This is a genomic window from Leclercia sp. UBA5076 (assembly GCF_002416465.1).
In the GTDB taxonomy this organism is placed as follows: domain Bacteria; phylum Pseudomonadota; class Gammaproteobacteria; order Enterobacterales; family Enterobacteriaceae; genus Enterobacter.
Window position 1 is genome coordinate 1 of the sequence record NZ_DIAO01000023.1, and the last position, 25,956, is coordinate 25,956.

Below are 25,956 nucleotides of genomic sequence, written 5' to 3' on the forward strand. Positions count from 1 at the left end.
AAGTGCTGAAAGCATCTAAGCACGAAACTTGCCCCGAGATGAGTTCTCCCTGACCCTTTAAGGGGCCTGAAGGAACGTTGAAGACGACGACGTTGATAGGCCGGGTGTGTAAGCGCAGCGATGCGTTGAGCTAACCGGTACTAATGAACCGTGAGGCTTAACCTTACAACGCCGAAGCTGTTTCGGTGGGTTTGAGAAAATTTTCAGCATTGATTCAGAGTTAAGTACACAATAGTTTGCGCAGCAGCAAGGCGGCAAGCGAAGGAAAGAAAGGAGCATACTGAAGTATGTGACTGACTTTACGAGCGCGGCCAACGCGGCTGATGCGATAAAGTATTGCGTACAGAGCACCAAGAATTTGCCTGGCGGCTGTAGCGCGGTGGTCCCACCTGACCCCATGCCGAACTCAGAAGTGAAACGCCGTAGCGCCGATGGTAGTGTGGGGTCTCCCCATGCGAGAGTAGGGAACTGCCAGGCATCAATTAAAGCCGAAAGCCCATCCTCACGGATGGGCTTTTTGCGTTGGGCGTTAAAAAAGCCGGGCGGCGGCTTCGCCTTACCCGGCCTAATACGACCTCATCCATTGTTGAATGAACCCGACGATCTCCTCCGCATTATTGATATCCAGGACCGGTACCTGAAGCGACAGTGAAATATCACTGGCCACCGCAATAACATGCTCATCAAGCGTTAACTCATTAACCTCATGTCCGGTATCGCTGCGAAACAGCAGGATCTTTGCCACCGGTTCATGCTTAAAACCCTCTACCAGGACCAGATCCAGCGTCGAATGATCCATCCGACTGATAAGGTAAGGCAGATCAAGGTCGTTCGCGTCCGGTGTCTCGGTCATTAAGGCCCAACGTTTACTGCTGGCAACAATGGTTTGTGCCGCGCCAGCTCTGCGCAGTTCATAGCTGTCCTTACCAGGAATATCGACATCCATATTGTGATGAGTGTGTTTGATAAGCCCAGGGCGTACACCTCTGGCGCAGAGCGCCGGGATAATGGCTTTTAACAGGGTGGTTTTCCCCGTACCGCTCCAGGCGGCGATCGCTAAAACAGGTATCATTTGTGCCTCTGCATAGTGTCTATCTGTTCGAGAGTATTGATGTTAATAAACGCCTGTTTCATATCGCTAAAATCGACAGAATGTCCGCCAGCTTGTCGCATAAAGACCATCACCCGACGCTCTCCCGCCGCCAGGTAGTTCTTTAATTCCGGCATCAGCTGACGGTGCATTAGCGCAATGGTTGGATGATCGCGTTCGCCGTCATGCGCCCAGACAACCGCTGACGTTTCCCTGTGTTTAACAAAGCGCTCAGCCAGACAATAGGGGATAAACGGTGTATCGCAGGGGCAAAACAGAAACCACTCGGCATCGCACTGCTGCATAACAGAAAGCATCCCCGCCAGCGGCCCCGGGTAATCAGCCAGCGAGTCGGGATAGACGGGGTGTCCACTTTCCCGATAAACGGCGAGGTTTTTGTTAGCACTGATGGCTAGCGTACTCACTTGTTTACTCAGCGTGTGTGCCACGTGCTGCCATAACGGTGTGCCGTTCAACGTCTGCAGGCCCTTATCGACTCCCCCCATGCGGGATGCCTTGCCGCCGGCTAACACCACACCCGTGATCGTGCTTATCTGGCTCAACAATATCGCCTCTTTTATTGTGGGATTGACCCTGCTAACGTGTCACTCTCAATGAAAGGAGTATTACCATGAAATGTAAACGTCTGAATGAAGTTATTGAACTTCTCCAGCCAGCCTGGCAAAAAGAGCCAGAGCTTAACCTCGTGCAATTCTTACAGAAACTGGCGCAGGAGTCAGGTTATGAAGGCGAACTGGCCGACCTTTCCGATGACATCCTGATCTATCACCTGAAAATGCGCGATTCTGGTAAAGATGCTGTCATTCCCGGTATTCAGAAAGATTACGAAGAGGATTTCAAAACAGCCCTGCTGCGCGCACGTGGCGTAATTAAAGAGTAAAAGCTTGTAAGAGGCGCCACCGTAATCGCCGTTAAATGATATCCTCAATCATTCGTATAATTTCCGGATGATCGGATGAACGACCAGGCCTTTACTTTCCAGACCTTACACCCGGATACCATTATGGATGCTCTGTTTGAGCAGGGCATCCGGGTGGACTCAGGTCTGACCCCATTAAACAGCTATGAAAACCGCGTCTACCAGTTTCAGGATGAGGATCGTCAGCGCTTCGTCGTGAAATTTTATCGCCCGCAGCGCTGGTCAGTCGATCAGATCCAGGAAGAGCATCAGTTCGCCCTCGACCTGGTAGCCGATGACGTTCCCGTTGCCGCACCTCTTCAGTTCAATGGTCAGACGCTACTGTCGCACCAGGGTTTTTATTTTGCCGTTTTCCCAAGCCTCGGTGGCCGGCAATTTGAAGCCGATAATATCGATCAGATGGAATGGGTTGCCCGTTATTTAGGGCGCATACATCAGACGGGTAAGAAAAGCGCCTTTACTTCGCGTCCCACAATCGGCATTGCGGAATATCTGCTCGAACCGCGTCAGGTATTTGAAACCTCCACGCTCATCCCCTCAGGGCTGAAAGCTGAATTTCTGGCCGCAACGGATAATTTAATTAACGCCGTCACAGCGCGCTGGGATAACAACGTCAAAACGCTGCGCCTGCACGGTGATTGCCATGCCGGAAATATCCTCTGGCGTGACGGACCATTATTTGTCGACCTCGATGATGCGAGAATGGGACCGGCGATTCAGGATCTCTGGATGCTGCTGAATGGCGATAAGGCTGAGCAGCGGATGCAGCTTGAGACGATTATCGAAGCCTATGAGGAGTTCACCCCTTTTAATTCAGACGAAATTGCATTAATCGAACCTTTACGCGCCATGCGTTTTGTTTATTATCTTGCATGGTTAATCAGGCGTTGGGACGACCCCGCGTTTCCCAGAAACTTCCCGTGGCTTACCGGAGAAGATTACTGGCGTAACCAGATATCCACATTTATTGAACAGGTAAAGGTTCTGCAGGAACCCCCTTTGCAATTAACGCCAATGTATTAATCGAACACATCCAGGAGAGAGTTGATCATGAAAAAAATATGGCTGGCGCTGGCAGGTATGATTCTGGCATTTAGCGCTTCGGCTGCACAGTTCACCGATGGTAAACAGTATATTACCCTCGACAAACCTGTAGCTGGAGAACCTCAGGTACTGGAGTTCTTCTCATTCTATTGCCCGCACTGCTATGAGTTCGAGCAGGTTCTGCATGTTTCCGAGAACGTGAAAAAGAAGCTGCCTGAAGGCACCAAAATGACCAAGTATCACGTTGAGTTCCTTGGCCCGCTGGGCAAAGACTTAACGCAGGCGTGGGCAGTCGCTATGGCCCTGGGCGTGGAAGACAAAATTACTGCAGCGATGTTTGAAGCCGTGCAGAAAACCCAGTCTGTACAGACCACTGCTGATATCCGTAAGGTATTCGTTGATGCAGGCGTTAAGGGTGAAGAATACGATGCAGCCTGGAACAGCTTTGTCGTGAAATCTCTCGTGGCACAGCAGGAAAAAGCGGCCGCCGATCTGCAACTGCGTGGTGTTCCAGCCATGTATGTTAACGGTAAGTACCAGCTGAATATGCAGGGGATGGATACCAGCAGCATGGACATCTTCGTGCAGCAGTATGCCGACACCGTGAAGTATCTGGTTGAGAAGAAGTAATAAAGAAAACGCCGGTCAATGACCGGCGTTGTTGTATTGGGCTTTAATCCTGTCGATTAGCACGTCTTTTTCCGTCCACAACGTATTCAGCCAGAGTTGGAAACGTCGCTTAAAGTTCTTATCGTTAACATAGTCCCCATGTAGCTCTTCTGCCACAGGCACCAGATCAATACGCACCACAATCCGGGTTAACTTGCCGCTGAGCATATCGTAAAACGGCGTCCTGTCGTTTTCCGGATAACAGAGCGTCACGTCCAGTAATTTGTCGAACTGTTGGCCCAGTACGTTAAGCGCCATGGCGATCCCCGCCGCTTTTGGCGGCAGCAGGTTGCTGTACGGTGAGCGGGTTTGCTGCTTTTTCTCTTCGGTAAAGCGAGAGCCTTCCACAAAATTGACGATGGTGGTGGGGTGCGCGCGAAACTTCTCGCAGGAGCGGCGTGTCGTTTCAACATCTTTGCCGCGGCGTTCAGGATGGCGGATCAGATAGCTACGGGAATAGCGCTTCATAAACGGCATATCCAGCGCCCAACAGGCCAGCCCAATAAAGGGTACCCAGGCGAGCTGCTGTTTAAGGAAGTACTTATTCATGGGAATGTGTTTGCGGAACAGTACGCATAACACCACGATATCGGCCCAGCTATGGTGGTTGCAGATAAGCAAATACCAGTTTTTCTTGTTAAGTCCTTCCAGACCCTGAACATCCCATTTCAGATGTGGATTAAGACGCAGAAGCACCGCCAGACCTTCACACCAGCAGTACATCATAACGTTACAGAATGCAGATACGGCACGCCAGACAACGGGGATCGGTAATAGCAGTTTAATTATTCCGGCGATGATGATCGGCACAGAACAGGCGATGGTGACCAGAATAGTTAATGCGATACTTAAGAAGAGGGTGATCGCAGCCAGGAGTCTAGACATGATGAATTTTTTCAGGTAGTTAGCTATGGATGGCGCCTGATAAACAGGCACCGGGCGCTGATTTTACCAGAAAACGGTTAAAGGATGGCGCTTTAACTTGGCGGGCAAGCTGATTTGTATGCGCTGTGGAGAAAAATCCTGTTATGTCGATCCTGCGTGGCTTATATCCACATGGAGTAAATTGTCATCAACCGAAAATATGAGATCGTGATCAAATCATAACTTATTGATTAGTAAGTTCAATAATTATCTCATCGATCCTCAGTAAGCACATTTAATCCAGGTTACAGAAAATATTCACAAACTTATCCACAGTTTTAATTTGCGAGCGATCCTCAGGATCACAAAATCTTTGGCTGTATTGGCCGTGAAAAACTGATGTTTTCATCCTTCTGTGGCATCCTTTATTCATAAATTACTTAAAGGCACGGACATTATGGTTCAGATCCCCGAAAATCCGCTTATTCTCGTCGACGGCTCGTCTTACCTCTATCGGGCATATCACGCATTTCCTCCGCTGACCAACAGCGCAGGAGAGCCTACGGGCGCAATGTATGGTGTGCTGAACATGCTGCGTAGCCTGATCATGCAGTATCAGCCAAGCCATGCCGCCGTGGTCTTCGATGCGAAAGGCAAAACTTTCCGGGATGAGCTGTTCGAGCATTACAAATCTCATCGTCCGCCGATGCCGGACGATCTGCGCGCGCAAATTGAGCCTCTGCATAAGATGGTAAAAGCGATGGGGCTGCCTTTGATGGCCGTCTCGGGCGTTGAAGCGGACGATGTTATCGGTACGCTGGCGCGTGAAGCAGAGAAAATGGGCCGCCCGGTCCTGATCAGCACCGGCGATAAAGACATGGCTCAGCTGGTCACGCCGGGGATCACCCTGATTAACACCATGACCAATACCATTCTTGGGCCGGAAGAGGTCGTCGCTAAGTATGGCGTGCCGCCGGAACTGATCATCGACTTCCTCGCGCTGATGGGTGACTCCTCCGATAACATTCCTGGCGTACCGGGCGTGGGCGAAAAGACGGCCCAGGCGCTGCTGCAAGGTCTGGGCGGGCTGGATACGCTGTATAGCGAGCAGGATAAAATCGCCGGGCTGACCTTCCGCGGTGCCAAAACCATGGCCGCTAAGCTTGAGCAGAACAAAGAGGTGGCCTACCTCTCTTATCAGCTGGCAACCATCAAAACAGACGTCGAGCTGGATCTGACCTGTGAACAGCTTGAAGTGCAGCAACCTGCCGTTGAAGAGCTGCTAGGCCTGTTTAAGCAGTACGAGTTCAAACGCTGGATAACCGATGTCGAAGCGGGGAAATGGCTGCAGGCGAAAGGGGCTAAACCAGTAGCTAAGCCAAAAGAGACCCTGGTGATCGATGCAGAAGAGGAGCCGGAAGAAGAAGCCAGCGTGCTCTCTTCTGAGCATTACGAAACCATTCTGGATGAAGCGCAGCTGCAACGCTGGATTGAAAAGTTACACCAGGCACCGGTATTCGCTTTCGATACCGAAACCGACAGCCTCGATAATGTCTCCGCCAATATGGTGGGGCTGTCATTTGCCACAGAGCCGGGCGTTGCCGCCTATGTGCCGGTTGCCCACGACTATCTGGACGCGCCAGAGCAGCTTACCCGTGAGCGCGTGCTCGAACTCCTTAAGCCGATCCTTGAAGATGAAAAAGCGCTGAAGGTAGGGCAAAACCTGAAGTTCGATCGCGGTATCCTGCAAAACTACGGTATCGAACTGCGCGGCATTGCGTTCGATACCATGCTGGAGTCCTATATCCTCGACAGCGTCGCCGGTCGTCACGATATGGATTCGCTCTCCGACCGCTGGCTGAAGCATAAAACCGTCACCTTTGAGCAGATCGCCGGTAAGGGCAAGAATCAGCTGACCTTTAACCAGATCGCCCTGGAAGAGGCGGGGCACTATGCGGCAGAAGACGCTGACGTCACGCTGCAACTGCATTTAAAGATGTGGCCGAAGCTGCAAAAACACGCCGGGCCACTGAACGTGTTCCAGAATATCGAGATGCCGCTGGTGCCGGTTCTGTCCCGCATCGAGCGCAATGGCGTGAAAATCGATCCGGCTGTGTTGCACAAGCACTCAGAAGAGATCGCCCTGCGTCTGCACGAGCTGGAACAAAAAGCGCATGAGATCGCCGGCGAGCCGTTTAATCTCTCGTCCACTAAACAGCTGCAGACCATCCTGTTTGAAAAGCAGGGTATCAAGCCGCTGAAGAAAACGCCGGGCGGGGCGCCGTCCACCTCTGAAGAGGTGCTTGAGGAGCTGGCGCTGGACTATCCTCTGCCAAAAGTGATCCTTCAGTATCGTGGGCTGGCAAAGCTGAAATCGACCTATACCGATAAGCTGCCGTTGATGATCAACCCAAAAACGGGCCGCGTACACACCTCTTACCATCAGGCGGTAGCGGCTACCGGGCGACTCTCCTCAACCGATCCTAACCTGCAAAACATTCCGGTGCGTAATGAAGAAGGGCGCCGTATCCGTCAGGCGTTTATTGCGCCAGAGGATTACGTCATCGTCTCTGCTGACTATTCACAGATTGAGCTGCGCATCATGGCGCACCTCTCCCGGGATAAAGGGCTGTTGACCGCCTTTGCTGAAGGACAGGATATTCACCGGGCCACGGCAGCCGAAGTGTTTGGTATGCCACTGGAGAGCGTCACCGGGGAACAGCGCCGCAGCGCGAAGGCGATCAACTTTGGCCTTATCTACGGCATGAGCGCCTTTGGCCTCTCCCGCCAGCTCAATATTCCGCGCAAAGAGTCGCAGAAGTATATGGATCTCTATTTCGAGCGCTACCCGGGCGTGCTGCAATATATGGAGAACACGCGCGCCCAGGCAAAAGAAAAAGGCTATGTCGAAACCCTGGAAGGGCGTCGCCTCTATCTGCCGGACATCAAATCCAGTAATGCGGCCCGCCGTGCCGGTGCCGAACGTGCGGCAATCAACGCCCCGATGCAGGGGACGGCGGCAGATATCATCAAACGTGCAATGATCGCCGTTGACGCCTGGCTGGAGAAAGAGCAGCCGCGGGTGCGGATGATCATGCAGGTACACGATGAACTGGTGTTTGAGGTGCATAAAGACGATCTGGAGCCGGTCTCGAAAAAGATCCATGAACTGATGGAGAACAGCGTCAAACTGGATGTGCCGTTGCTGGTGGAAGTCGGCCAGGGAGAAAACTGGGATCAGGCTCACTAACGCTTTCTGGGATATGAACACTTTCTGTAAGTAAGCAACATATCCATGAACGTTTTGTGACGATCATTAGAATTCCCTATGTAAAGAATGAAAAAAAACTACAAAAAGTGCTTTGTCTGTAGTTCAAAAAAGGGTAGAGTTATCCACGTAGGGTACAGAGGTAAGATGTTCTATCTTTCAGACCTTTTACTTCACGTAATCGGATTTGGCTGAATATTTTAGCCGCCCCAGTCAGTAATGACTGGGGCGTTTTTTATTGCGGCAAAGAAAAGGTCAGCGCAAAAAAAGCGCGGACATCGCCGCGCTCATCTTTACTCATCCGCTTCTGACGCGGGTTCCAGCTCGCTGTACCAGATATCCAGTTTCTCACGCAGTTTGTCCACGCCTTGCTTCTTCAGCGAAGAAAACGCCTCTACCTGGATGTCGCCGTTAAACGCCAGCACGGCTTCACGCACCATATTCACCTGCGCTTTACGCGCGCCGCTGGCCAGCTTGTCGGCTTTGGTGAGCAGTACCAGCACCTGAATCCCGCTCTCTACGGCCCAGTGGATCATCTGCTGATCGAGATCTTTAAGCGGATGACGAATATCCATCAGGACGACCAGGCCCTTCAGACACAGACGTTTTTCAAGATATTCCCCCAGCGCGCGCTGCCACTTGAGTTTCATCTCTTCCGGAACTTCTGCATAGCCGTAGCCTGGTAAATCCACCAGGCGCTTGCCCGGTGCGACTTCAAACAGGTTAATCAGCTGGGTGCGGCCAGGCGTTTTAGAGGTACGCGCCAGGCTTTTCTGATTGGTCAGGGTATTCAGAGCGCTGGATTTCCCCGCGTTGGACCGGCCAGCAAATGCCACTTCAAGACCCGTATCGGCGGGTAAATGGCGAATATCAGGCGCACTGAGGAGAAAATGCGTCTGGTGATAATTCAGGTTGGTCACGTGGTTGTCTCCAGAAATTCGTAACGTTGGGGGGATTATACCTGAACAGAGAGAAAAGGCTTTTCCCATCGGCAACCCGGCTGTAAGTAAAAACCCTGAGCTTTGTGAGAGATCTGCCATTTTTACTATGGGATATTTAAGAAAAATCGCAGCGCATTAAAAAATCAAAACGATTAAAATCAACCTATTAACTTTTAGTCTTAGTCTGAAATACTCGGTAAAAGTGCGTTTGTGGCTTGTGCGTTTAGCCGGAAACGGTAAAGTAGCGTTCAACGGCGAGGATGCCGACAGGAGCCAGACTTAAGGATTAGGGTCAGGAGCGCCAGGAGGCGAAGACACAGGAAAGTCAGGAAGACGTACGCCTTGGAGGCGTTACAAAGGGAAATGGAACCTATCACGGACGGTACCTGCTAATGGATAGACAGGGTGAGTCGTAAGCAAACAGGGATTGTCAGACCCGTAATGGGTTGTGAGTCAGGAAAAAAGGCGACAGATTGCTCTGTCGCCTTTTTTCTTTGCTTGCTTTCTGCTAGATTTCGCCGCAATTCTATACTCAAGAAAACGACTTTAAGACAAAACACATGAAAAAACCGACCTCCGCTGCAGGCGCTAAACGTCCTGCTAAAGCACGCCGCAAAACGCGCGAAGAACTGAATCAGGAAGCGCGCGATCGCAAACGCGAGAAAAAACATCGTGGTCATGCTGCGGGTAGCCGCGCGAGTGGCGGTACTTCGGGCGCGTCTGCGAATAACAAGCAGCAGAAAGACCCGCGTATCGGCAGTAAAAAACCGGTTCCATTAGGCGTGACCGATGCCCCGGTCACCAGGCAGCACAAACCGAAGAGCGAGAAACCTATGCTTTCACCGCAGGCTGAGCTGGATTTGCTGGAGAATGATGAGCGCCTGGACGCGCTGCTGGAACGTCTTGAAGAGGGCGAAACCCTGAATGCCGAAGAGCAGTCATGGGTAGATGCCAAACTGGATCGCATCGATGAACTGATGCAGAAACTTGGCCTCTCTTACGACGATGAAGACGAAGAGGAAGAAGAAGAGAAACAGGAAGACATGATGCGCCTGTTGAAAGGTGGAAACTAACATTTGCACCCGGCAGGTTCTATTGTCCTGCTAATAACCCTTCCGGTTATATGTTATCTGGTGTGGTTATTCGTTAAACTACGGCGGTTGTCGCGGCGACAGAAGTGGCTGCGCACCCGATTCATGGCCCGCACAGGGGGCAGAACGGGCCGCCGTATACGAACGCGACACCAACGGAAGGAGTGAGCATGTCTGTAGCAACCATCGACTGGGATCTGGCCCTGATCCAGAAATATAACTATTCCGGGCCGCGTTATACCTCGTATCCCACTGCGCTGGAGTTTTCCGACGCGTTCGGTCAAACCCAGTTTCAGCAGGCGGTAGCGCGTTATCCTGACCGCCCGCTCTCTCTGTATGTTCATATCCCGTTCTGCCACAAGCTCTGCTATTTCTGTGGCTGCAACAAAATTGTGACCCGCCAGCAGCACAAGGCGGATCACTATCTGGATGCGCTTGAGCAGGAGATCCTGCACCGCGCGCCGCAGTTCGCCGGTCGTCACGTCAGCCAGCTCCACTGGGGCGGCGGTACGCCGACCTACCTGAATAAAGCGCAGATCAGCCGTCTGATGACCCTGCTGCGGAATAACTTCCGCTTCAATGGCGATGCTGAAATCTCTATCGAAGTAGACCCGCGGGAAATCGAGCTGGATGTGCTCGATCATCTGCGTGCCGAAGGGTTTAACCGCCTGAGTATGGGCGTGCAGGACTTTAATAAAGAGGTCCAGCGGCTGGTTAACCGTGAGCAGGATGAAGAGTTCATCTTCGCTCTGTTAAATCATGCCCGGGAGATTGGCTTCACCTCCACCAATATCGATCTGATTTATGGCCTGCCGAAGCAGACGCCAGACAGTTTCGCCTACACGTTGAAGCGCGTGGCGGAACTCAACCCGGACCGCCTGAGCGTCTTCAACTATGCGCATCTGCCGACGCTGTTTGCTGCCCAACGCAAAATCAAAGATGCCGATCTGCCATCCGCGCAGCAAAAACTGGATATCCTGCAGGAAACCATCACATCGTTAACCCAGACCGGCTACCAGTTCATCGGCATGGATCACTTTGCCCGACCGGATGACGAGCTGGCGATTGCCCAGCGAGAAGGCGTTCTGCATCGTAACTTCCAGGGTTACACCACCCAGGGCGATACGGACCTGCTGGGGATGGGCGTGTCGGCCATCAGCATGATTGGCGACTGTTATGCGCAAAACCAGAAAGAGCTGAAGCTCTACTATCAGCAGGTGGATGAGACCGGCAACGCACTGTGGCGCGGCATCGCGTTAACCCGCGACGACTGTATTCGCCGGGACGTGATCAAGGCGCTAATCTGTAACTTCCGTCTCGACTTCCGCACGGTGGAAGCGCAGTGGGATCTCGTTTTTAAAGATTACTTTGCGGAAGATATAAAGCTGCTGGCGCCGCTGGCGAAAGATGGGCTGGTGGAGGTGACGGAGAGTGCGATTGAAGTTACGCCGAAAGGGCGTTTGTTGATTCGTAATATCTGTATGTGCTTCGATGCCTATCTGCGGCAGAAAGCCCGTATGCAGCAGTTCTCGCGGGTGATTTAAGCCGCATTACCGGGTGGCGGCTTCGCCTTACCCGGCCTACATTTCGCGCTTTCGTAGGCCGGGTAAGCGAAGTGCTAGCTAAACAACCCCACCAGCGCCGCACACAGCACAGCTGCAATGGCCGTTTGTGGTGTATGTCCCGCTGCTGCGCTGGCTTCAAGGCCGCCAGACAACAAATTCACGATCGATTCCAGCATGATGACCCCCCCATTTTCCGGGCAAGATCATACTCAACTCATCAGTACAGTAAAGCGCAAAATAGCATCACTTTGCGCTTAATTAACTCTCTTTACACAGGGGGAGGCGATCACTCCATCCCCAGTTCTTTTAACTTACGCGTCAGGGTATTGCGCCCCCAGCCGAGCAGGCGTGCCGCCTCCTGCTTGTGGCCCTGGGTATGGCGCAGCGCGGTGGTCAGCAGCGTGCGCTCCATTTCGGGCTGCGCCTCGGAGAGCAGGTCCTGATGACCGGAGCGCAACGCGCGATCGGCCCACTGCGCCAGCAGTGTCGCCCAGCTGTCGGGCAGGCTCTGGCCGGTGCTGCTTTCCGGAACGTGGGTTTCGAAAAGCTCGGGCGGCAGATCCTGAATCAACACCTCCTGGCCGGCAGCCATCACCGTCAGCCAGCGGCAGGTATTTTCCAGCTGACGCACGTTACCCGGCCAGGCCAGACGCGTCAGCGCCGCTTCGGTTTCCGGGTGCAGCAGCTTGGCTTCCACGCCCAGTTCCCGGGCGGCATCCTGCAGGAAATGACGCGCCAGGCGCGGGATATCTTCCCGGCGCTCACGCAGCGGCGGCAGGTGTACGCGAATGACGTTCAGGCGGTGGAACAGGTCTTCACGGAATTTGCCCTCCTGGACGCGCAGCTCCAGGTTCTGGTGGGTGGCGGCGATAATACGCACATCCACTTTGACCGGGGCGTAGCCGCCCACGCGGTAAAACTGGCCGTCCGCCAGCACGCGCAGCAGACGTGTCTGAACGTCGAGAGGCATATCACCGATCTCATCCAGGAACAGCGTCCCGCCGTCGGCCTGCTCAAAGCGACCCTGACGGATGGTGTTAGCGCCGGTAAAGGCCCCTTTTTCATGGCCGAACAGCTCGGACTCAATCAAATCCTTGGGGATCGCCGCCATATTCAGGGCGATAAATGGGGCTTTGACGCGCGGGCTGTGGCGATGCAGGGCATGCGCGACCAGCTCTTTCCCGGTGCCTGACTCGCCGTTAATCAGCACGCTGATGGAGGAGCGTGACAGGCGACCAATGATGCGAAACACATCCTGCATCGCCGGCGCTTCACCAATGATATCGGTGGTAGGCCCGAAAACCGGGGCATTACGCGGCTGCTGCTGTTCCTGATAGTGGCTAATGGCGCGTTCAACCAGCGCCACCGCTTCGTCAATATCGAACGGTTTTGGCAGATAATCGAACGCCCCCTGCTGGTAAGCGCTGACGGCGGCGTCCAGATCGGAGTGGGCGGTCATTATGATGACCGGAAGCATCGGATGACGCTGCTTGATCTGTTTTAACAGCGCGAGCCCATCCATTCCCGGCATACGGATATCGGACAGCAGCACATCCGGGGTTTTGGTGGTGAGTGCATCAAGCACATCGGCACCGCTCTCAAAAGCGGTGCAGCTTAAACCTGCTCCGGTAAGCGCCCGTTCAAGCACCCAGCGGATGGAGCTATCGTCATCAACTACCCAGACTATCCCTCGTTGCATAACCTAACCCTCTATTTCCTGATTGGCAGGTAAACCGAAAACTCGGTATGACCCGGCCAACTGGTAAATTCAATTTTGCCGGAATGCTGATCTATCAAATTACGGGCAATCGATAAGCCAAGCCCGGTCCCGCCTTCACGGCCGCTGACCATCGGGTAAAACAGCGTGTCCTGTAAATGGGAAGGAATGCCCGGACCGTTATCTTCCACATCAATGCGGGCCGCCAGACGGTAGCGTGTGCCGTGCAGGGTGAGCTGAAAGGCGGTGCGGGTACGCAGAATAATCTCTCCGCCTTCCGCCCCCAGCGCCTGCAGGGCGTTGCGCACGATATTCAGTAAAACCTGTTCAATCTGGTCGGGATCGTGCGGCAGTTCCGGCAGGCTGGGATCGTAATCCCGAATTAACCTGACGTTATCCGGCAGTTCCATCGACACCAGCTTGACGACGCGCTCCGCCACTTTGTGAATGCTTTCGGTGACATGCATCCCGGGTTGCTGCGGTCCCAGCAGGCGATCCACCAGGTTCCGCAGGCGGTCGGCCTGTTCAATGATGACGTTGGTGTATTCCGCCAGCGCCGGGTCGGGCAGGGCTTTGGTGAGCAGCTGCGCCGCGCCGCGCAGGCCGCCGAGCGGATTTTTGATCTCATGGGCGAGGCCGCGCACCAGATCGCGGGCGGCAATCTGCTGAGCATGCTGGAGCTGCTCCTGACTCAGGCGACGCTGGTTATCCATCGGCGCCATCTCCAGCAGAATGAGCCCTTCCGGCAGCCGCTGCGCGGTCAGCGACAGAATATGCGAGCGTCCGTCGATCACCAGCGTCACTTCGTTATCGGTAAAACCTTGCCCCGCCTGCAGACTCTCCTGCATCAGGCCGATATTCAGGGAAAAATAACTCAACAGCTCGGGCAGCGGCGCGCCAAACAGTTTGCGTGAACTTTGCGCCAGTAACTGCTGGGCCGCGGGATTGGCGTAATGCACCGCCAGATCGTCATCGACCAGTAAAATGCTGTTGATAAGAGAATTGAGGATCTGCCCAGCATCGGGCAGCGTGCCAGTTGCCATTCAGCAGTCTCCTGGAGTTGTTTGCACTATTTTAGTGCAGTATAGCGTTTTTACGGCGAAAAACGCGTCAGATCAGCTTGTTGGCGGTGAAAAAAGCCCATCCGAAGATGGGCTGAAAAGTTTCCACGGCAACAAAAAAAACGGCTATCAATCTCGCGCGGAAAAGGCCGCGCGACAGGGATTGAAGATTAGACGCTGTAGTACAGTTCGAACTCAACCGGGTGCGGCGTCATGCGAACGCGGTCGTTCTCTTCCATACGCAGTGCGATGTAAGCATCGATCGCTTCGTCAGTGAACACGCCGCCCGCAGTCAGGAACTCGCGGTCTGCGTCCAGCGCCAGCAGGGCTTCTTCAAGAGAACCGGCAACCTGTGGGATCTCTTTCGCTTCTTCTGGCGGCAGGTCGTACAGGTTTTTGTCCATTGCTTCGCCCGGGTGGATCTTGTTCTTGATACCGTCCAGACCCGCCATCAGCAGTGCTGCGAAGCACAGGTATGGGTTAGCAGCTGGGTCCGGGAAGCGCACTTCGATACGACGTGCTTTCGGAGAAGCTACCACCGGAATACGGATAGAAGCAGAACGGTTACGGGCAGAGTAGGCCAGCATTACTGGCGCTTCGTAGCCTGGGACCAGACGCTTGTAGGAGTTAGTGGTTGGGTTCGCCAGGGCGTTGATCGCTTTAGCGTGTTTGATAACCCCACCAATGTAGTGCAGTGCCTGCTCGGACAGACCCGCATACTTGTCGCCAGCGAACAGGTTAGTCCCGTTCTTGGACAGGGACATGTGGCAGTGCATACCGGAACCGTTGTCGCCAAACATTGGTTTTGGCATGAAGGTCGCGGTTTTACCGAAGCGGTGCGCAACGTTGTGAACAACGTATTTGTAGATCTGAATTTCGTCCGCTTTCTTGGTCATGGTGTTGAAACGGGTGGCGATTTCGTTCTGGCCAGCAGTTGCAACTTCATGGTGATGGGCTTCAACAACCAGACCCATCTCTTCCATAATCAGACACATGGTAGAACGGATGTCCTGGGAAGAGTCAACCGGTGGAACCGGGAAGTAACCGCCTTTAACGGCTGGACGGTGACCTTTGTTACCGCCTTCGTATTTGGTGGAGGAGTTCCATGCGCCTTCGATATCATCGATAGCAACGTGGGAACCGGAAGTGGTCGCACCAAAACGGATGTCGTCGAACAGGAAGAACTCTGGCTCTGGCCCGAACAGAACGGTGTCTGCGATGCCGGTGGAGCGCAGATACTCTTCAGCGCGTTTAGCGATAGAGCGTGGGTCGCGGTCGTAACCCTGCAGGGTGCCTGGCTCAAGAATATCGCAACGGATGATCAGGGTAGACTCTTCGAAGAACGGGTCAATGAGGGCAGTAGATGCGTCAGGCATCAGAACCATGTCGGATTCGTTGATACCTTTCCAGCCACCAATGGAGGAGCCGTCAAACATTTTGCCTTCTTCAAAGAATTCGGCATTCACCTGATGAGCAGGAATAGTGACGTGCTGTTCTTTACCTTTGGTATCGGTGAAGCGCAGATCAACAAACTTCACTTCATGTTCGTTCAGCATCGTCAAAACGTGTTCAGCGGACATACTTAACTCTCCAGATTGGTCATTGTCGTCGTGGTAACGAGGTCTTCAAATTCTGTATAAGGCAGGCGGTGGTGCCTTTTGTTGCCGTATTTTTTATAAAGCGAAATCTGTGCCAACTTTTAAAACACCCCAAAAAGGCGCTATCATGCGCACCGTAGTGCAAAAGGGCTGCACCACGGTGGTTTTGTTGCACCATTATAGTGCTTCAATGTGAACATTGAGCACCATATTGGTGCAATTTACGTTAAAGTGCCCTTTTACCGCTCCGTGAAAGCGATCACAAAGCATCTCTGCGATACTTGTTTGCGGGGGATGTTTGTGATCCTGTTTTGTAGTGCGATTAATCCGTGTACAATAACGCGCTATTTCTAATGCCTGAGGCAAAGTTGTGATCGAAAATCTGCGTAATATCGCCATCATCGCGCACGTTGACCATGGTAAAACTACCCTGGTTGATAAGCTGCTGCAGCAATCCGGTACGTTCGATGCGCGTGCCGAAACTCAAGAACGCGTGATGGACTCCAACGATTTGGAGAAAGAGCGTGGGATTACCATCCTCGCTAAAAACACCGCGATCAAATGGAATGACTACCGTATCAACATCGTTGATACCCCAGGGCACGCCGACTTCGGTGGTGAAGTTGAGCGCGTGATGTCCATGGTGGATTCCGTGCTGCTGGTGGTTGACGCATTTGACGGCCCAATGCCGCAGACGCGCTTCGTAACCAAAAAAGCATTCGCCCATGGCCTGAAGCCAATCGTGGTAATCAACAAAGTTGACCGTCCTGGCGCGCGTCCTGACTGGGTTGTTGATCAGGTCTTCGACCTGTTCGTTAACCTGGATGCGACCGACGAACAGCTGGACTTCCCGATCGTTTATGCGTCTGCGCTGAACGGTATCGCTGGTCTGGACCACGAAGACATGGCTGAAGACATGACCCCGCTGTACCAGGCGATTGTTGACCATGTTCCGGCACCAAACGTCGATCTCGACGGTACCCTGCAGATGCAGATCTCTCAGCTGGACTACAACAACTACGTTGGTGTAATCGGCATTGGTCGTATCAAGCGCGGTAAAGTGAAGCCAAACCAGCAGGTCACTATCATCGATAGCGAAGGTAAAACCCGTAACGGTAAAGTCGGTAAAGTGCTGACTCACCTGGGCCTTGAGCGTATCGAGAGCGACATTGCGGAAGCTGGCGACATCATCGCTATCACCGGTCTGGGCGAGCTGAACATCTCTGACACCATCTGCGACCCGCAGAATGTGGAAGCGCTGCCAGCGCTGTCTGTTGATGAGCCGACCGTAACCATGTTCTTCAACGTCAACACCTCTCCGTTCTGTGGTAAAGAAGGTAAGTTCGTTACCTCTCGTCAGATCCTTGACCGCCTGAACAAAGAGCTGGTGCACAACGTTGCGCTGCGCGTTGAAGAAACCGAAGACGCTGATGCATTCCGCGTTTCTGGTCGTGGTGAGCTGCACCTGTCTGTTCTGATCGAAAACATGCGTCGTGAAGGTTTCGAAATGGCGGTTTCCCGTCCGAAAGTTATCTTCCGTGAAATCGATGGCCGTAAACAAGAGCCATTCGAGAACGTGACGCTGGACGTTGAAGAGCAGCATCAGGGTTCTGTAATGCAGGCTCTGGGTGAGCGTAAAGGCGACCTGAAAAACATGAATCCAGATGGCAAAGGCCGCGTACGTCTCGACTACGTGATCCCAAGCCGTGGCCTGATCGGCTTCCGTTCTGAGTTCATGACCATGACTTCCGGTACCGGTCTGCTGTACTCCACCTTCAGCCACTACGACGACGTTCGTCCGGGCGAAGTGGGCCAGCGTAACAACGGCGTTCTGATCTCCAACGGTCAGGGTAAAGCGGTTGCGTTCGCCCTGTTCAGCCTGCAGGATCGCGGTAAGCTGTTCCTGGGTCACGGTGCAGAAGTTTACGAAGGCCAGATCATCGGTATTCACAGCCGTTCTAACGACCTGACGGTAAACTGCCTGACCGGTAAGAAACTGACCAACATGCGTGCGTCCGGTACTGACGAAGCAACGGTTCTGGTTCCACCGGTTAAGATGACGCTGGAGCAGGCTCTGGAATTCATCGATGACGACGAACTGGTAGAAGTAACACCACAGTCTATCCGTATCCGTAAACGTCACCTGACTGAAAACGATCGTAAACGTGCAATGCGCGGTTCAAAAGAAGATTAATACAGTCAGTCTGTAGGCCGGGTAAGCGCATGCGCCTCCCGGCAGGTAAAAAGCCGCTGAGCGATCAGCGGCTTTTTTATTAGAACGCGTACCGCACGCCCAGACGGATTCGGTACTGCTCGCGGTTGTAATCATTCCATCTGTCCAGCCACTGGAGTTCGAGGTACGGCAGCCAGTTTCTGTCGATTTTATAGCTGAACTTGTTCGTTATTTCCCAGTGGTGATCTTTGCCATTCTTACTGTGGTAATCATTTACCCGCTGGAAAAAGTGCGGCTCAAAGGTGTAGAAAAACGCATCCGCCACTTTAAAATTCCAGTAGTTAGCAAACTCGTGCGTGTCGTTCTTATCCATCTGCCCGTTATAGTCCGGCGTATCGTAATTGTTGTGGTTATAGCGATAGCGGAACGTCAGATTGAACCCATCCGTAAATTTGTAGTTGGTATCTAAATAAACAGCGCCGCCCGACCCTGCGCTGCTGTCGTTAATTAAACCGCCCGGCTGGAAAGTGAGTTTGTCGGTGGGTTTAAAGAGCGGATACCACCCCTCTATTTCGTTATAGCTGTGCTTAAGCTCATCCCATTTCCCCACGTTATAAGCGTTGGTGAACATCAGCCCCGCGCCCATATCGAAGTTATAGCCGGCTCGCAGGATCACCTCATGTAGCTCGGAGGCCGTATTGTATGCTTCTCGTGTTTCGACATACGCCCCGGCAAATACCGGGCAGGAGACAGACGACACGATCAGTACAGTAATGATTCTTTTCATAACTTATCCATGTAACAGATAAAGAAAGGCCACCCCTCCCATAGAGAGGGAAGGGATTAATGGCCGGATTTATTGTTATAAAGTGACTGCTGACGCTTTATCGTTGGTGGTTATCTCAGGGGTATTCGCTGATGGTTTTTTTCGGTTTGCAATCTCCTCAATAATAAAGGCGAAGCGCGCTTCGTTGAGTTTATAAAAGAGTCCCATCGTGATGGCGGCGATAATCGCCAGGCCGCAGGGCCAGAGAAAAATAAGCTGGCGCAGCCCCAGCAGCGTGCCTGCGCTCTGCACCGCATGGGGCACGTAACCGATCTGGGTCAGCATAATGCCAGGCAAGAAACCGGCGAGGGCCGCGGAGATTTTGCGCGAGAAGGTATAGCCGGTATAAACCGACCCTTCGGCGCGAATGCCGGTTTTCCACTCGCCATAATCAACGGTATCCGGCACCAGGGCCCAGTTCAGACTGTTGACGAAAGCGGTGCCGAAAAAGGCCATACAGGAAAAGAGCACAAACAGCAGGGAGTTGCTCCCCCAGAAGAAGTTCAGCACGTCGCCCACCGCCCATAGCGTCAGCCCGCCCAGGTAAACCGGTTTTTTGCCGAAACGCTTAACCGCGCCGGGCACCAGAAACACGCCGACCAGAATACAGCCCATGCTGAAAAAGCCCATCCACGACAGCAGGTGCAGATCGTTCAGCACGTACTGGGTGTAATAGACCTGAATCGCCAGCTTGATGTTAAAGGCGGCAAGGGTACAGAGGTTGGCGATGCATAAGACCAGCAGCGGCGGGTTGCGGAAAATCGCGCAGAACGATTTCAGAATGCCGGGTTTATGGTGATCGGGTGTGATCTCCACATAGCGCTCTTTCACGCCGCTATAGCACCACCACATGCAGAACAGCCCGCCGGTGACAAACACCAGAGCGGCAACCAGATAGCCGAGGGAGGGCTGGCTGACGAACAGCGCCTGAATGGGCATAAAGCCGACGGTGCAGAGCAACAACCCCACCGTTGCGCCGCCCTGACGCCACGCCGCCAGCTGCGCGCGCTCGTTCGGGTTTTTGGTGATGGCCGGGACCATCGCACCGTAGGCGCAGTTCATCAGGCTATAGCAGAGGCCGAACATCATAAAGAGCACGGTGGCGATAGCCGTTTTCACCGTCAGGCTAAAGTCGTTAGCCATAAACTGCGCCGCAGCAACCAGCGCAACGGGTACCGAAGCATAGAGAATAAAGGGCCGGAATTTTCCCCGTGCGCCGATATTTCGCCGGGAGTCCACCAGCACGCCGGTCAGCATGTCGGTAAAGGCGGTAAAGAACTTCGCCACCAAAAAAATAATGCCGCCATAGAACGCGGGCATGCCCAGTTCGTCGGTGTAAAACTTCAGCAAATAGAGCGTGCCGATACAGAGCATCAGATTCGAGCCAAAATCGCCCATCCCGTAGGCGCACTTCTCTCGCAGGCTCAATTTCAGGGTTAACGGATCAGTGTTATGTGTCATGGTCGATCCTCAGAGCGCCCATAGGGCGCTCCATCTCGTCATTTATGCCGTACGTTTACGCAGTTCGATCTCTTCCACGATGCGCACATACATCTTTTCGTTGAGGTTGTAGAAACAGCCCATCGCCACGATGGTGATGACTGCCAGCAGGCTGGGGTAGATAAATATCAGCTGCCGCAGCCCTTCAACGGTCCCGGCGGATTGCACCACGTTGGGCACATAGCCGATCTGCGTAAGCATCATCCCCGGGAAGAAGCCCGCCAGTGCCTGGGATACCTTCCTGAAGAAGGTAAAGCCGGTGTAAACCGTCCCCTCAGAGCGCACGCCGGTGCGCCACTCGCCATATTCCACGGTATCGGACACCAGCGCCCAGTTCAGGCTGTTCACAAATGCGGAGCCAAAGAAGGCCAGACAGGAGAACGCCACAAAGCTCACCGAGCCACCGCCGAAGAAGTAGTTGAGCAGATCGCCCGCCACCCAAATCATCAGCCCGCTGATATAGACCTTTTTCTTGCCGAAGCGCCGCACCGCGCCGGGCATCATAAAGACGCCGATAAAAATACAGCCCATGCTGAAGAAGCCCATGTATGACAGCAGGATCGGGTCGTTCAGCACGTACTGCGTGTAGTAAACCTGAATGGCGAGCTTGACGTTAAAGGCACCCAGCGTGCAGAGGTTGGCGATGCAGAGAATAAACAGCGGACGGTTCCCGGCGATGGCGCGAAACGACTGCAACAGTCCCGGTTTTTGCGCCGGATTAGCAGGCTGCGTTTCGACGTAACGCTCGGTCACGCCCTTATAGCACCACCACATAAAGAACAGCCCGAACAGCGAGAAAAGGGTGGCGGCAAAGATATAGCCAAGCTGGTCATTGCCCTCAATCAGGTTCATTACCGGGACAAAACCGACGGTACAGAGCAGCAGGCCAAGCGTGGCACCGCCCTGACGCCAGGCGGCCAGCGAGGCGCGCTCGTCCGGGTTTTTGGTAATGGCGGGCACCATCGCGCCGTAAGAGCAGTTCATCATGCTGAAGAACAGGCCGTACAGCATGAAGAGCACCGTCGCCATCACCGTTTTACCGGTGATTTCAAACGGCGTGCCGACGAAGTTGGCAATCGCCAGCAGCGTCACCGGGAAGGCGGCATACAGTACGAACGGGCGGAATTTTCCTTTCGGGCCGATCTTGCGCCGGGCGTCGAGCATGATCCCGGTGCCCATATCGGTGAAGGCGGTAAAGAACTTGGCAATCAGGAAGATGATCCCGCCGTAGGTCCCCGGCAGGCCCAGCACATCGGTGTAGAACTTCAGCAGATAGAGCGTGCCGATATCCAGCAGGATGTTAGAGCCGAGATCGCCCATCCCGTAGGCGAGTTTTTCTTTAAACGGCAGGCGTAGGGTTGCCGGATCAGAAGTATGTTGACTCATTATTGTTCTCCGTCTGCCCGCAGGTCTCCCCGCGGGCGAGCCTTATCAGATATGACGTAAGGTGCTAAACAGATCTGCCCATTCGCTTTGCTGGCGATAGAAGACCGGCGGTTTGCCGAGTGGGGCCTCAACGGTTATGTCACCGCCCTGGCAGGTTTCACCCGTCCACGCATTCACCCAGCTGTCCTGCGGCAGATAGAGCGACCAGTCATGGCGGCCCTCTTCATGAACCGGTGCCACCAGCAGATCGCGGCCAAACAGGTACTGGTATTTCAGCGTGTAGGCGCGCGCGTCCTCTTCATAATGCAGGAACAACGGTCGCATCACCGGCAGGCCGCTTTTCGCGTTCTGCGCGACGGCAGCTTTGATATACGGTTTCAGGGTGGTGAAGACGGTGGTCATACGCGCAAAGTGAGCGATGGTTTCGGCGTCGCCATCGAACTGCCAGTTGTCGCCAGGACGGTTGCCTTCGTGGGTACGCATCATCGGCGTAAAGGCGCTGAAATCGCACCAGCGCAGCAGCAGCTCTTTGGTGCGTTTCATCTCGAACAGGGTGGTATAGCCGCCGATGTCGCTGTGGTGCAGCCCGTGACCGGTCATCGCCAGAGACAGCGCAGCAGGTACGACGGACGCCAGACCGTCGTCCAGGCTCCAGTCGACGTTCTGATCTCCCGCCCACATCATCACCGAGTGCTTCTGGCTGCCGGTATAACCCGCGCGCATGAAGAACAGGATCTCGCCGAGCTTGCCGGTCTCTTCCAGCGCCTCGTAGTTACATTTCGCCCACAGGGCAGGCCAGGCGTTATGCATGATCTCCGCGCTGACGCCGTTGTGCAGGAAGGTATCGGTTGGCAGATATTCGCCAAAATCGGCCATCCAGCCGCCGCAACCCAGTTCGATCAGGTTCTTTTTGATCACCTCTTTGTACCAGCCGTAGGCTTCCGGGTTGGTCAGGTCGATGACGCCCGCGTAGAACTCGCCGAACTCGACGTGGTACTCCTTGCCGTCGGCATTTTTGGTCAGATAGCCGCGTTTTGCCGCCTCTTCACAGAGATCTTTGTCGCTGGCGACGTACGGGTTGATATAGGAGAGGAACTGCACGCCTTCCTGTTTCCACTGTGCAATACGCTCATTAAGCTGCGGATAGAGCTCGCTGTTCCACTTCCAGTTCCACATCACGCGTTTGCCAAAGGAGGTCATGCGGATGCCGGACCAGTCCTGCGCCCAGATGCCGTTCACCTTCACGCCGCCTTCGCGCATGAGGTCGAGCTTCTGCTGGCACACGTCGGTGCCGCCCTGAATACCCAGCGTCACCCCGTCGTAAACCCAGTCCGGCAGCTCCGGCTGACGCCCCAGCAGGCCGGTGAGTTTTTCCAGCAGATCGACATAGGTTTCTGCGCAGTCGAAGCGCAGCGTGGCGTTATCTTCCCAGAACGCCAGCTCGTGGAAGTCTGGCGCACTGAAGTCGAAGTTCATGTAGCAGCTGTTATCCACGTGGCAGTAGTACTTCTGGGTGCTCACGAAGGTAGGCTGGGGGAAGAAGGTCCAGTAATAATCCCCGCCCGCGTTCTCTTTGCAGTCGGCCTGCCAGGTCACGTAGGTCTGCTTATTGCGGCCCACCCCCTGTTCGCTGGTCCACAGCGGGAACGGTTTTCCGCGCAGATCAAAGTACGAGAACTGCTCGCCGCAGCCGTAGATATGATCTTCAGGCTGGGCCGCCAGCCGCAGCCAGATGCGGTTGTGACAGGTGGCATCATTTTTCAGCTTCAGTTCCAGACGGCCTTCTGCATCCACACCCACCAGCAGCGTCGCGCTCACCGCATCGCCACGGGTAAAGCGGATCGCCCAGCCTGCGCTTTGCTGTGTAACGGTCGCGTCCGTCAGGGCGATTTTTTCGTTGAGCTTGTCTTTGATGCTGAAGTTGCCGCGAAACATTTCGATATCGGCAACGCCCGCGCCGATCCACAGGCAAGGTTCATCGGTGGAGTGGGATAAAATCAGACGGTCCTGCCAGCGCAGGGTGAAGCCATGTTCGTTATTTTTCAGATCAATATTGTGTAGGGTACGCATAGAAAACTCCGTCTTTATTATTTGGCCTGGCTATCCAGTAATCCGGCGGCTACGGCAGGGGCTAAGCCCGGGGCCAGCGGCAGGCGGGGGATCACCAGGCAGTGCAGCAGATGGTAAATATCCTGCTTGCCGTCCCAGACTTTGGTGGTCACTTCGTTGTTGATGTCCAGCTCCTGCCACCAGGATCCGTTCTCGTAATCCATCAGGTATTTGATGCAGTAATCCCACCATTTCTGATACCAGGCTTCGTACTGCGCCTCGCCGGTCACGGTATAGAGGGCATAGGCCGTGCCCATCGCTTCGACGATCGGCCAGCGCACGCGTTCGCGCACAATAGGCTTACCATCCCAGCCGACGGAGTAGACGAAGCCGTCGGCCCCGTCCGGCGCCCAGGCATCGCGGATGGTGGCGTGGAACAGTCCTTTTGCGTCTTCCAGCAGCCACGCTGGCGGGGTTTCAAAGCGGGCTTCCAGTGCGGCGCGCAGATGCAACATCAGACGGCCCCACTCAATCCAGTGTCCCGGCGTACCGCCGTAGGCGCGGAAACGGTGGGCAGGGTTATCGATGTTGTAGTCGCGGATCGGGTTCCAGTTGGTGTCAAAATGCTCGTTAACGCGATACTCACCCTTGCGCGCCACGTCGTGAATAATCACCGAGGCGATGCGCAGGGCGCGGTCGAGCCATTTGCGATCGTGGGTGACGTCATAGACGATGAGGAAGGCTTCCACAGCGTGCATATTGGCATTGCCGCCACGGTAATCTTCCGTTTTGCTGAAGGCTTCGTCCCAGGATTCCAGGCACATTTGCTCCTGTTCGCTCCAGAAGTAGCGCTCAATCACCTCGATGGCGTCGTCCAGCAGCTTGCGCGCCTGCGGATGTCCGGTGGTAACGGCGCTCGCCGCGCCGAGCAGCACGAAGAAGTGCTGATAGCCCTGCTTGGAGGCATCCATCACCCCTTCATCGTTAACGCAGGCGTACCAGCCGCCATGCTGTTTGTCGCGCAGCGGGCCGTTCAGGGCATTGATGCCATGCTCAACCAGGGCGTATGCACCCGGGCGCCCCATATTGGCGGCCACCGCGTAGACGTGCAGCATACGGGCGGTGATCCACAGATGCGTGCCCATATCGCTGCGAACCTGGCCGTTATTGCCCAGCCAGCCAAAGCCGGTGGGAACGGCGGCGTTTTTGCCGAAGTCGAGAATGCGGTCGGTCTCTTGTTCGAGCCAGCGGTTATGGCTCAGGGTGTTAAACCATTTCATATTCGGGTCCTCTCTTAACGGCGGGCCATCATTTCGTCGACGATCTCGCCCAGACGCTGTAGTTTTGGTACAGAAATATCGCGGAGCATCAGCCCGGTGTCCGGCAGGCCAATCACTGATGACCAGACGGCGCGACCAGCTAAAAAGCCTGACGCGCCCGCCTGCATCGCCACGCTTACGGCGCGCGGGAAGAGCTTGTCGTCCACGCCGGAGGAGAGGATGACCCAGGGCATGTTGATCTGTTCGTTGAGCTTCTGCGAGGCCGCCAGCAGCGCCTGCTGCGTGCCTTTGCCAAACAGCGGCATCTCCACTTTGTAGAGATCGGCACCGCTGTCTCCCAGCTCTTTGGCCGCGTCGATAATCGCCTGCTCGCGGTTAAACGCGGCACCGCGGCGCGGCGGACGCACCACCGGCTCGATAATGCTCAACAGACCGTTGTCGTGACACAGCGTGTTGAACGCCTTCACCATCTCCAGACGCTGCTGCGGATCTTCGTCGCTGCGCCACAGCACCAGCAGCTTCAGCGCCTTGCCGCCATCGCGTTTGACCGCCTGCGCGTCGACATTCTTGTCGATCACCACGCTGTCGACAGGAATACCGTTCCCCGGAATAAACTCGTCAGCGGCCACAATCATCGCGCAGCTTTTCGCAACCGCGTGCTGCTCCACGATCTGGCGATAGCAGAACTGCTGGTCGACGAGGATCGCGGAGGCGTATGGCGACAGAATTTTCGCCGCGTTGACCTTAAAATCCGTCAGATGCTGGTCCGTGACCGGCACCGGCGCGCCTGCCGCAGCAAACATCAGGCGCATCGCTTCGCGCTGATCGACGGCCAGCATGGCAAAACCGCCGGAAGGTCGGGTGATATCTTTCAGGGTGTACATCGTCATTCCT

The 25,956-nt window shown here is 54.5% G+C and carries 21 protein-coding genes and 2 rRNA genes; 9 read left to right on the plus strand and 14 right to left on the minus strand.

Going from position 1 to position 25,956, the window contains the following annotated elements; all coding sequences use genetic code 11:
- Together B3X29_RS21980 and rrf are read left to right on the plus strand one after the other, a co-directional pair.
- Positions 1–165 (plus strand): 23S ribosomal RNA (locus B3X29_RS21980); the annotation flags it as partial.
- A 196-nt stretch (positions 166–361) separates the two neighbouring features.
- A 5S ribosomal RNA gene (gene rrf / locus B3X29_RS21985) occupies positions 362–477 on the plus strand.
- Between the two features lie 88 nt (positions 478–565).
- Here rrf and mobB read toward each other — a convergent pair.
- Positions 566–1,072, minus strand: coding sequence for a molybdopterin-guanine dinucleotide biosynthesis protein MobB (gene mobB / locus B3X29_RS21990; RefSeq protein ID WP_159340280.1), 507 nt, complete (start codon positions 1,070–1,072; stop codon positions 566–568).
- Positions 1,069–1,653 (minus strand): molybdenum cofactor guanylyltransferase MobA, encoded by a 585-nt coding sequence (gene mobA, locus B3X29_RS21995; RefSeq protein WP_103177588.1) that lies wholly within the window; start codon positions 1,651–1,653, stop codon positions 1,069–1,071. Before mobA ends, mobB begins: the two co-directional genes overlap by 4 nt.
- Before the next feature lie 68 nt (positions 1,654–1,721).
- On the opposite strand from mobA, the gene B3X29_RS22000 reads away from it, so the two are divergent.
- From B3X29_RS22000 to dsbA, 3 genes are all read left to right on the plus strand, one after another.
- Positions 1,722–1,991, plus strand: coding sequence for a YihD family protein (locus tag B3X29_RS22000; RefSeq protein WP_039032193.1), 270 nt, complete (start codon positions 1,722–1,724; stop codon positions 1,989–1,991).
- Between the two features lie 75 nt (positions 1,992–2,066).
- Positions 2,067–3,053, plus strand: a complete 987-nt coding sequence (locus B3X29_RS22005) for a serine/threonine protein kinase (RefSeq protein ID WP_103177587.1) — start codon at positions 2,067–2,069, stop codon at positions 3,051–3,053.
- A 27-nt stretch (positions 3,054–3,080) separates the two neighbouring features.
- The gene (gene dsbA / locus B3X29_RS22010) at positions 3,081–3,704 is read left to right on the plus strand and encodes a thiol:disulfide interchange protein DsbA (RefSeq protein WP_159340281.1); all 624 of its coding nucleotides are present in this window, start codon (positions 3,081–3,083) and stop codon (positions 3,702–3,704) included.
- Between the two features lie 15 nt (positions 3,705–3,719).
- Here dsbA and B3X29_RS22015 read toward each other — a convergent pair whose 3' ends face one another.
- The gene (locus B3X29_RS22015; protein ID WP_159340282.1) at positions 3,720–4,628 is read right to left on the minus strand and encodes an acyltransferase; all 909 of its coding nucleotides are present in this window, start codon (positions 4,626–4,628) and stop codon (positions 3,720–3,722) included.
- Positions 4,629–5,064: 436 nt separating this feature from the next.
- Between B3X29_RS22015 and polA the strand changes: the two genes are divergently transcribed.
- Entirely contained in the window at positions 5,065–7,857 is a 2,793-nt protein-coding gene (polA, locus tag B3X29_RS22020; protein ID WP_103177584.1) for a DNA polymerase I, read from the plus strand.
- Positions 7,858–8,168: 311 nt separating this feature from the next.
- On the opposite strand, the gene yihA is transcribed toward polA, so the two are convergent.
- Positions 8,169–8,795 carry a ribosome biogenesis GTP-binding protein YihA/YsxC gene (yihA, locus tag B3X29_RS22025; RefSeq protein WP_103177583.1) on the minus strand — a complete coding sequence of 209 codons (627 nt, stop codon included), beginning with the start codon at positions 8,793–8,795 and terminating at the stop codon, positions 8,169–8,171.
- A gap of 581 nt (positions 8,796–9,376) precedes the next feature.
- Between yihA and yihI the strand changes: the two genes are divergently transcribed.
- A complete protein-coding gene (yihI, locus tag B3X29_RS22030) occupies positions 9,377–9,889 on the plus strand; it encodes a Der GTPase-activating protein YihI (protein WP_103177582.1) in 513 nt (170 codons plus the stop codon).
- Between the two features lie 188 nt (positions 9,890–10,077).
- A complete protein-coding gene (gene hemN / locus B3X29_RS22035; protein WP_159340283.1) occupies positions 10,078–11,451 on the plus strand; it encodes an oxygen-independent coproporphyrinogen III oxidase in 1,374 nt (457 codons plus the stop codon).
- Positions 11,452–11,525: 74 nt separating this feature from the next.
- Here hemN and B3X29_RS22040 read toward each other — a convergent pair whose 3' ends face one another.
- The 4 genes from B3X29_RS22040 to glnA all read right to left on the minus strand — a co-directional run bounded on the left by B3X29_RS22040 (position 11,526) and on the right by glnA (position 15,830).
- A complete protein-coding gene (locus tag B3X29_RS22040) occupies positions 11,526–11,648 on the minus strand; it encodes a YshB family small membrane protein (RefSeq protein ID WP_139156310.1) in 123 nt (40 codons plus the stop codon).
- Positions 11,649–11,758: 110 nt separating this feature from the next.
- Entirely contained in the window at positions 11,759–13,171 is a 1,413-nt protein-coding gene (gene glnG / locus B3X29_RS22045) for a nitrogen regulation protein NR(I) (RefSeq protein WP_103177579.1), read from the minus strand.
- An 11-nt stretch (positions 13,172–13,182) separates the two neighbouring features.
- Positions 13,183–14,232 carry a nitrogen regulation protein NR(II) gene (gene glnL / locus B3X29_RS22050; RefSeq protein ID WP_103177578.1) on the minus strand — a complete coding sequence of 350 codons (1,050 nt, stop codon included), beginning with the start codon at positions 14,230–14,232 and terminating at the stop codon, positions 13,183–13,185.
- 188 nt (positions 14,233–14,420) lie between these two features.
- On the minus strand, positions 14,421–15,830 hold the full coding sequence (gene glnA / locus B3X29_RS22055; protein WP_103177577.1) for a glutamate--ammonia ligase: 1,410 nt from the start codon (positions 15,828–15,830) through the stop codon (positions 14,421–14,423).
- Positions 15,831–16,218: 388 nt separating this feature from the next.
- Between glnA and typA the strand changes: the two genes are divergently transcribed.
- Positions 16,219–18,042 (plus strand): ribosome-dependent GTPase TypA, encoded by a 1,824-nt coding sequence (typA, locus tag B3X29_RS22060; protein WP_103177576.1) that lies wholly within the window; start codon positions 16,219–16,221, stop codon positions 18,040–18,042.
- A 79-nt stretch (positions 18,043–18,121) separates the two neighbouring features.
- On the opposite strand, the gene ompL is transcribed toward typA, so the two are convergent.
- The 6 genes from ompL to yihT form a co-directional block, all read right to left on the minus strand.
- On the minus strand, positions 18,122–18,808 hold the full coding sequence (ompL, locus tag B3X29_RS22065; protein WP_159340284.1) for a porin OmpL: 687 nt from the start codon (positions 18,806–18,808) through the stop codon (positions 18,122–18,124).
- Positions 18,809–18,883: 75 nt separating this feature from the next.
- Positions 18,884–20,308 carry an MFS transporter gene (locus tag B3X29_RS22070; protein ID WP_156655409.1) on the minus strand — a complete coding sequence of 475 codons (1,425 nt, stop codon included), beginning with the start codon at positions 20,306–20,308 and terminating at the stop codon, positions 18,884–18,886.
- 42 nt (positions 20,309–20,350) lie between these two features.
- Positions 20,351–21,733: an MFS transporter gene (locus B3X29_RS22075; RefSeq protein WP_103177573.1), complete on the minus strand. Its 1,383-nt coding sequence runs from the start codon at positions 21,731–21,733 to the stop codon at positions 20,351–20,353.
- A 45-nt stretch (positions 21,734–21,778) separates the two neighbouring features.
- The gene (locus B3X29_RS22080; protein ID WP_159340285.1) at positions 21,779–23,803 is read right to left on the minus strand and encodes an alpha-glucosidase; all 2,025 of its coding nucleotides are present in this window, start codon (positions 23,801–23,803) and stop codon (positions 21,779–21,781) included.
- 17 nt (positions 23,804–23,820) lie between these two features.
- Positions 23,821–25,062 carry a sulfoquinovose isomerase gene (yihS, locus tag B3X29_RS22085; protein WP_159340286.1) on the minus strand — a complete coding sequence of 414 codons (1,242 nt, stop codon included), beginning with the start codon at positions 25,060–25,062 and terminating at the stop codon, positions 23,821–23,823.
- Between the two features lie 14 nt (positions 25,063–25,076).
- Complete coding sequence (gene yihT / locus B3X29_RS22090) at positions 25,077–25,952, minus strand: sulfofructosephosphate aldolase (protein ID WP_103177570.1); 876 nt, start codon at positions 25,950–25,952, stop codon at positions 25,077–25,079.
- Positions 25,953–25,956 lie beyond the last annotated feature (4 nt).